Origin of the sequence: Enterobacter sp. ZOR0014, assembly GCF_000798855.1 — a bacterium.
In the GTDB taxonomy this organism is placed as follows: domain Bacteria; phylum Pseudomonadota; class Gammaproteobacteria; order Enterobacterales; family Enterobacteriaceae; genus Enterobacter; species Enterobacter kobei.
This window is the reverse complement of the sequence record NZ_JTLF01000250.1, coordinates 1-7,307: the sequence shown is the minus strand read 5'-3', so window position 1 is coordinate 7,307 and position 7,307 is coordinate 1. Positions and strand designations below refer to the sequence as shown.

At 53.5% G+C, this 7,307-nt stretch carries 8 protein-coding genes and 1 other annotated feature; of the genes, 6 read left to right on the top strand and 2 right to left on the bottom strand.

Annotation, left to right across the window (positions count from 1 at the left end):
• Positions 1–2: 2 nt before the first annotated feature.
• Positions 3–126, bottom strand: a sequence feature (His leader region).
• The gene (gene hisL / locus L977_RS24550; RefSeq protein ID WP_001364200.1) at positions 102–152 is read right to left on the bottom strand and encodes a his operon leader peptide; all 51 of its coding nucleotides are present in this window, start codon (positions 150–152) and stop codon (positions 102–104) included. (Overlaps the previous feature by 25 nt.)
• A gap of 175 nt (positions 153–327) precedes the next feature.
• On the opposite strand from hisL, the gene L977_RS13115 reads away from it, so the two are divergent.
• The 4 genes from L977_RS13115 to L977_RS13105 all read left to right on the top strand — a co-directional run bounded on the left by L977_RS13115 (position 328) and on the right by L977_RS13105 (position 3,753).
• Positions 328–1,152, top strand: a complete 825-nt coding sequence (locus L977_RS13115) for an SDR family oxidoreductase (RefSeq protein ID WP_014884465.1) — start codon at positions 328–330, stop codon at positions 1,150–1,152.
• A 41-nt stretch (positions 1,153–1,193) separates the two neighbouring features.
• Complete coding sequence (locus L977_RS13110; protein WP_023330855.1) at positions 1,194–2,123, top strand: LysR substrate-binding domain-containing protein; 930 nt, start codon at positions 1,194–1,196, stop codon at positions 2,121–2,123.
• A gap of 219 nt (positions 2,124–2,342) precedes the next feature.
• Positions 2,343–2,405, top strand: a complete 63-nt coding sequence (gene yoeI / locus L977_RS24545) for a membrane protein YoeI (protein WP_099458931.1) — start codon at positions 2,343–2,345, stop codon at positions 2,403–2,405.
• Positions 2,395–3,753, top strand: a complete 1,359-nt coding sequence (locus L977_RS13105; protein ID WP_014884463.1) for an APC family permease — start codon at positions 2,395–2,397, stop codon at positions 3,751–3,753. The genes yoeI and L977_RS13105 overlap by 11 nt, the downstream gene beginning before the upstream one ends.
• Positions 3,754–3,881: 128 nt before the next feature.
• On the opposite strand, the gene sbcB is transcribed toward L977_RS13105, so the two are convergent.
• Complete coding sequence (sbcB, locus tag L977_RS13100; RefSeq protein ID WP_433996192.1) at positions 3,882–5,318, bottom strand: exodeoxyribonuclease I; 1,437 nt, start codon at positions 5,316–5,318, stop codon at positions 3,882–3,884.
• Positions 5,319–5,516: 198 nt separating this feature from the next.
• Between sbcB and dacD the strand changes: the two genes are divergently transcribed.
• A complete protein-coding gene (dacD, locus tag L977_RS13095) occupies positions 5,517–6,683 on the top strand; it encodes a serine-type D-Ala-D-Ala carboxypeptidase DacD (RefSeq protein WP_014884461.1) in 1,167 nt (388 codons plus the stop codon).
• A gap of 118 nt (positions 6,684–6,801) precedes the next feature.
• Positions 6,802–7,275 (top strand): DNA gyrase inhibitor SbmC, encoded by a 474-nt coding sequence (gene sbmC / locus L977_RS13090; protein ID WP_014884460.1) that lies wholly within the window; start codon positions 6,802–6,804, stop codon positions 7,273–7,275.
• Positions 7,276–7,307 lie beyond the last annotated feature (32 nt).

The window sequence follows — 7,307 nt, the reverse complement described above, 5'->3', positions numbered from 1 at the left end:
CCAAAAAAAAGCCCCCGGAAGAAGATCTTCCGGGGGCTTTATCATGCATTCATGCACCACTGGAAGATCCAAACGTCTTCCAGCACACATCGCCTGAAAGACTAGTCAGGATGATGGTGATGATGGTGGTGTTTAAATTGAACGCGTGTCATATAAATTCTCGATGAATGCTTATTCATTTGATGTCTTTTAACCTAAACCAGTTGTGTGACAGATTGCAAGGGCTTTTTTTGATCATTAATTCATTTCATATTGATGCTATGAATTGTGTGTTCTGCCAGGCTGGCGTAGCCTTATGAAAGACGAGTGAGAGTCAGGAGAATTCGCATGAAAAAGGTCGCGATTGTCGGTTTGGGCTGGCTGGGAATGCCGCTGGCGATGTCATTAGCCGCGAAAGGCTGGCAGGTGACCGGGAGCAAAACGACGAGGGATGGGGTCGAAGCGGCACGCATGTGCGGTATTGATGGCGTTGAACTGCGTCTGGAACCGGAGCTGGTGTGTGATGCGGACGATCTGGACACGCTGATGAACGTCGATGCGCTGGTGATTACGCTACCCGCGCGGCGCAGCGGCCCGGGTGAATCATTCTATCTGCAGGCGATGCAGGAGATTGTCGACAGTGCCCTTGCGCACCATGTTCCGCGTATCATTTTTACCAGTTCGACGTCGGTCTATGGCGATGCTCCGGGCGTAATGAAAGAAGGAACTGAGCGCCGTCCGGTGACCGCGAGTGGCAAGGTCCTTAAAGAGCTGGAAGACTGGCTGCATAATTTGCCCGGCACGCAGGTGGATATCGTCCGTCTGGCGGGGCTGGTCGGCCCCGGGCGGCATCCGGGACGCTTTTTTGCCGGGAAATCCGCGCCGGACGGGCAGCATGTCGTCAATCTTGTTCATCTTGAGGATGTTATTGGCGCGATTGAGCTACTCTTAAAAGCTCCAAAAGGTGGACACATCTATAATATATGTGCACCTTCTCATCCTGCGCGCAGCACGTTTTACCCGCTGATGGCACGTCAGCTTGGCCTGGCTCCGCCGGTTTTTGCTGAGGCAAAGGATGAAAGCAAAGGCAAAATTGTTGATGGCAATCGCATTTGTCATGAGCTGGGGTTTGAGTATCAATATCCCGATCCGCTGGTGATGCCCATGGAATAAGTCCCGCAGCGGAAACGATCGCACACCGGAAGGGGGCGAGCATGAAACCGCTGCTGGATGTTCTTATTATTCTGGATGCACTGGAAAAAGAGGGGAGCTTTGCGGCTGCTTCAGCAAAGCTCTATAAAACCCCTTCGGCATTGAGTTACACCGTTCAAAAACTGGAAAGCGATCTTAATATCCAAATCCTCGATCGCACCGGACATCGCGCGCGTTTTACCCGTACCGGACAGATGCTGCTGGAAAAAGGCCGCGAAGTCCTGCACACCGTTCGTGAACTGGAAAAACAGGCCGTCAAGCTCCACCAGGGATGGGAGAACGAGCTGGTCATTGGCGTGGATGATACCTTTCCGTTCTCTCTTTTGACCCCGCTGATCGAAGCGTTTTATCAACATCACAGCGTCACCCGGCTTATCTTCATCAACGGTGTGCTTGGCGGCTCCTGGGATGCCTTAACGCAGGGCAGGGCAGATATTTTTGTCGGGGCATTGCATGAGCCTCCCCAGCTGAGTGAATTTGGCTTTGCCCGACTTGGCGTGCTGGAGCAGGTGTTCGCCGTGGCGCCCCATCATCCGCTGGCTCAGGAGCCAGAGCCCCTTAACCGTCGCGTGATTAAAGGCTATCGCGCCATCGTGGTGGGGGATAGCGCTCGCCCGGAATGTTCGGTTTCCTCGCAACTGCTTGATGAGCAGGAAGCCATCACGGTTTTTGATTTTAAAACTAAGCTGGAACTGCAAATTAGTGGACTCGGCTGCGGCTACTTACCGCGCTATCTGGCGCAGCGGTTTATTGATAGCGGTGCGCTTGTTGAAAAACAGGTACTTGCTCAAAGCAGTAACGAATCGGTATGGATGGGCTGGAATGAACAAACCGCCGGGCTTGCGAGCGCCTGGTGGCGGGATGAAATTTTAGCAAATAGTGCTATCGCTGCAATTTACTCTCAGCCCGGCGTCCAGAAATCAGCCAGTTAGCAGAAAGAAAACGGCCCGGTGCGTTGCAAAGTATTGCCTTTTGTATCCGATGTGGGGCAAAATGCCGCCGCTGCAACCAAATGAATAATCGACGATATAAAAGGCGTCGGTTATTTTTTTTTGCATGTACGAAACGAAACTAAAAACCAAGAGGCCGGGCTTCGTACCGGATAGATATTTACTAAAATCCGACAGTTGTTGTCGCTGAGGAAGAAAGAAATGGGGCAATTTTTCGCTTACGTGGCGGTTATCACCGTAAAGGAGAATAACTATGTCGCATAACGCAACTCCAAACACCTCTCGCGTGGAATTACGTAAAACGCTTACGTTGATTCCGGTTGTTATGATGGGCCTTGCCTATATGCAACCGATGACGCTGTTCGATACATTCGGTATCGTATCGGGCCTCACCAACGGTCACGTTGCGACGGCGTACGCCTTCGCACTGGTCGCGATCCTCTTTACCGCGCTGAGCTACGGAAAACTGGTCCGCCGTTTCCCGTCAGCAGGCTCTGCGTACACCTATGCTCAGAAATCCATTAGCCCGGCAGTTGGCTTTATGGTGGGCTGGTCATCTCTGCTGGACTACCTGTTCATGCCGATGATCAACATTCTGCTGGCAAAAATTTACTTTGAAGCGCTGGTGCCTTCCGTGCCGTCGTGGATCTTTGTTGTCGCGCTGGTGGCCTTTATGACCATTTCTAACCTGCGCAGCATCAAGACCGTGGCAAACTTCAACACCCTGATTGTTATTCTGCAGATGGGCATCGTGGCAGTTATCGTCGGCCTGATCATCTACGGTGTTTCTCACGGTGAAGGTGCGGGCACGCTGACCAGCACGCGTCCATTCTGGTCTGAAGGCGCACATGTTGTGCCGATGATTACCGGTGCGACAATTCTGTGCTTCTCGTTCCTGGGCTTTGACGGTATCTCTTCTCTGTCAGAAGAGACCAAAGATGCTGAGCGCGTGATCCCGAAAGCGATTTTCCTGACGGCGCTGATTGGCGGCCTGATCTTCATCGGTGCCTCCTACTTCCTGCAGCTGTACTTCCCGGATATCTCTCGCTTTAAAGATCCGGATGCGTCGCAGCCTGAAATCATGCTTTATGTTGCGGGTAAAACGTTCCAGTGGGGCGTGCTGATTTTCTCCAGCGTGACCGTACTGGCATCCGGTATGGCGGCACACGCAGGCGTTTCTCGTCTGATGTATGTTATGGGCCGTGACGGCGTGTTCCCGACTCGCTTCTTCGGTTATGTGCATCCAAAATGGCGTACTCCGGCGTGGAACGTGCTGTTGGTTGGCGCGATTGCGCTGATGGCGATTAAATTCGACCTGGTGACTGCAACTGCGCTGATTAACTTCGGTGCGCTGGTGGCGTTCACCTTCGTTAACCTCTCCGTGATTTCGCAGTTCTGGATCCGTGAGAAGCGCAACAAAACGCTGAAAGACCACTTCAACTATCTGGTGCTGCCAGTGTGTGGTGCGCTGACGGTGGGTGCGCTGTGGATTAACCTGGAAGAGAGCTCTATGATTCTGGGGCTGATCTGGGGCGGTATCGGCCTGGTTTACCTGGCCTGCGTAACGAAGAGCTTCCGTAACCCGGTTCCTCAGTACGAAGACGTTGCGTGATGACTCGCCGGGTGGCGCTAGCGCTTACCCGGCCTACAAAACAACACTCCTTTAGGCCCGCGTAAGCGAAGCGCTACCGGGCAAAAAAAAGCGGAGACCATCGTCTCCGCTTTTTTTATGTCTGATTTTCAGACTATCTCTTGCGCGTACTGGAACAGCGCTTTCAGTAGCGCCTGTTTCTCTGAATTCCCTTCGTACTGACCGTAAAGCATCTCCAGCTCCTGGGCGTAGTTGTGCAGATACTCTGGCGTAAACACGTTACGACGATGCTGCAGCCAGCGCTCCTGCTCTGTTTCATCCAGCGTGCCGGGGTAGTTACGTGCGCGGTAATTAAACATCAGCTTTTCGATGCGTTTATCGGCGAAAGTGATGTCCAGCGCCGGCAGGTTCCGCGGCTCGGTTTGCAGGACAATATTCATCGCTGCACGGTCGGCATCGCTGAAGAAGCCGTTGTAGAGCTGTGCATCGACGTTTTCCGACGGCATAAACGGCTCCGCTTCGGCGAAGATCGCGACCACTTTCTCGCGTACCTGCGGATTTTCGCGCAGCACTTTCAGGTTATCCAGGCAGTGCTGACGGTTAATGCCCAGCCTGTCAGCATCCTCCGGGCGCAGCGTATTCGCCTGCGCCAGTACCGGACATTTATTGATATGCACCAGTTTGACCGGCACCGCGGGCAGGTCACCAAGCTCATTTTTCGGGGTGTAGAGCCGTTCGCGCAGGGTATCGCTGTCAAGTTCCAGCAGCGGCGAAATATCGCCCGCTAAATCCACCATGATAACGGCGTTACGGTTGTCCGGATGCCACGCCAGCGGTGCCACCCAGCTTGTATTGCCGCGCCAGGCACCGAACATACCGGAGATATGCACCAGGGGTTTCATCTGCGGCACGTCGATAAGGGTCATGAGCTTCTGCTTGCTGCGATGGCTCAGCAAATACTCAAACAGCCGGGGCTGCGCGGCTTTCACCAGCTTCGCCATGGCAATAGTGGCATAGACGTCCGCCATTGCGTCGTGGGCATTGCTGTGCTCAATGCCATTAGCGCGCGTCAGGTGTTCCAGGCGGAAGCTCGTCAGACCTTCCTCATTTTCCGGCCAGTTGATGCCTTCAGGACGCAGGGCATAACAGGCGCGCATGATATCCAGCAGATCCCAGCGCGAGTTGCGGTTCTGCCAGCTCCAGGCGTACGGATCGTAGAAGTTGCGATAGAAAACGTTGCGGGTCACTTCGTCATCGAAACGGATGTTGTTGTAACCGACCACGCAGGTATTGGGGACGGTAAACAGATCGTGGATGCGGCGGGCGAATTCCGCCTCGTTCACCCCTTTCTCCCGCGCTTCCTGAGGGGTGATCCCGGTGACCATGACCGCGCCTGGCTGCGGCAGGTAATCATCAGCAGGTTTGCAGTAAAAGACCTCAGGCTCGCCAATGATGTTGAATTCGTCGTCGGTACGGATGGCGGCAAACTGCGCCGGTCGGTCCAGCGCCGGGTGCGTGCCAAAGGTTTCATAGTCGTGGAATAAAAAAGTGGGGCGTGCGGCAGAGTCAGACACCAGTAATACCATCCTGTTAAAAAATGACGCCACTATGGTAAACGATCGTGCGGGTCAGACCGAATAAAAAGCGCCGCCGTGGTGCAAATTTGCGAGACAGATTCAGCGTGAAACCTGCGTTCTGTCACATTTTTTTGCAATTAAGCCAGGTAACGACATCAGAACTCCCGTAAAAAGGTCATCGATTTTTAATGACCTGAGGATATACCGTTGAAACGCCGTCTGTTTATTGCTGTTTCTTTACTCGCTTCGAGTATCTCATCTGCTTTTGCGGCCGAACCGCTGGATTTTTCCCCGCAGCCTCCGGCCATTCAGGCGGGCTCGTGGGTGCTGATGGATTACACGACTGGTCAGATCTTAACGGCGGGCAACGAACATCAACAACGTAATCCGGCGAGCCTTACTAAGCTGATGACGGGTTATGTGGTTGATCGGGCCATTGATAGCCATCGCATTACGCCGGATGACATTGTCACCGTAGGCCGTGACGCATGGGCCAAAGGGAACCCGGTTTTTGACGGATCATCCCTGATGTTCCTGAAAGAGGGCGATCGCGTTTCCGTGCGGGACTTAAGCCGCGGGCTGATTGTGGATTCCGGCAACGACGCCTGCGTGGCGCTGGCCGATCACGTAGCGGGTGGGCAGCCGCAGTTTGTGAAGATGATGAACGACTATGTGCAGAAGCTGAACCTGCGCGATACGCACTTTGAAACCGTCCATGGGCTTGATGCGCCGGGTCAACACAGCTCGGCCTATGACCTGGCCGTTCTCTCCCGGGCTATCATTCACGGTGAGCCTGAGTTTTACCATATGTACAGCGAAAAGAGTCTCACCTGGAACGGGATCACCCAGCAAAACCGTAACGGCCTGCTGTGGGATAAAACCATGAACGTGGATGGCCTCAAAACGGGGCACACTTCTGGCGCGGGCTTTAACCTGATTGCTTCCGCCGTTGACGGTCAGCGCCGTTTAATCGCGGTGGTGATGGGGGCGGACAGCCCGAAAGGGCGCGAAGACCAGGCCCGGAAACTGCTGCACTGGGGTCAGCAGAATTTCGATACGGTGCAGATTCTGCACAGCGGTAAAAAAGTAGGGACAGAACGTATCTGGTACGGTGATAAAGAACAGGTAAATCTGGGTACGGATCAGGACTTCTGGCTGGCTTTACCGAAAGCGGAAGTGGCGAACATTAAGGCGAAATACGTTCTGGATAAAAAAGAGCTGGAAGCGCCGATTGCCGCACATCAGCGGGTTGGGGAGATCCAGCTCTATGACCGCGACAAAGTGGTGGCACACTGGCCGCTGGTCACCCTGGAACGTGTTGATAAGGGTGGGATTTTCTCTCGCCTCAGTGATTACCTGCACCAAAAAATCTAACCTTTCTGAGCAGACTGGCAGGGTTGCGAGTCTGCTCACATAATAAACACTCCTCGTTTGCCGATAATATTGTTCCTGTTTTATAGTGTATAAATATACAGTAATAAGCGGAGGCAGTATGGACTACAGCATCAAGCAGCAACAGAAGCGTAAGATTGCGGGTTTTCATCTTGTTGGGCCGTGGGAAAAAACGGTTAAGCAGGGATTTGAACAGCTGGTCATGTGGGTGGACGGACGTCACATTGAGCCGCTGGAGTGGGTGGCGGTCTACTACGATAATCCTGATGAGGTCCCGGCGGAAAAACTGCGCTGTGATACGGCCGTTACGGTACCGGAGGATTTTGTTATCCCGGATAACAGCGAAGGCGTCATGATGACGGAAATCGCAGCGGGTGATTATGCCGTGGCCACGGCGCGTGTGGAAAACTACGACTTTGCGACACCGTGGTATCAGTTCTTCAATTCCCTGTTGCAGGACAATAAATATCAGATGGCGCTCAAACCCTGCTTCGAACGCTATCTCAATGATGGCAACGCGGACGGTTACTGGGATATCGAAATGTTTATCGCGGTAGAGCACAAAACGGCTTAAGCCTGCTAAATGAAGGGTTTTTCAGCCGGGTG

Coding starts and splice junctions, on each gene's coding strand:
- L977_RS13105 (WP_014884463.1), top strand. CDS start 2,395: ATGTCGCATAACGCAACTCCAAACACCTCTCGCGTGGAATTACGTAAA.
- L977_RS13115 (WP_014884465.1), top strand. CDS start 328: ATGAAAAAGGTCGCGATTGTCGGTTTGGGCTGGCTGGGAATGCCGCTG.
- sbcB (WP_433996192.1), bottom strand. CDS start 5,318: ATGGTATTACTGGTGTCTGACTCTGCCGCACGCCCCACTTTTTTATTC.
- sbmC (WP_014884460.1), top strand. CDS start 6,802: ATGGACTACAGCATCAAGCAGCAACAGAAGCGTAAGATTGCGGGTTTT.
- L977_RS13110 (WP_023330855.1), top strand. CDS start 1,194: ATGAAACCGCTGCTGGATGTTCTTATTATTCTGGATGCACTGGAAAAA.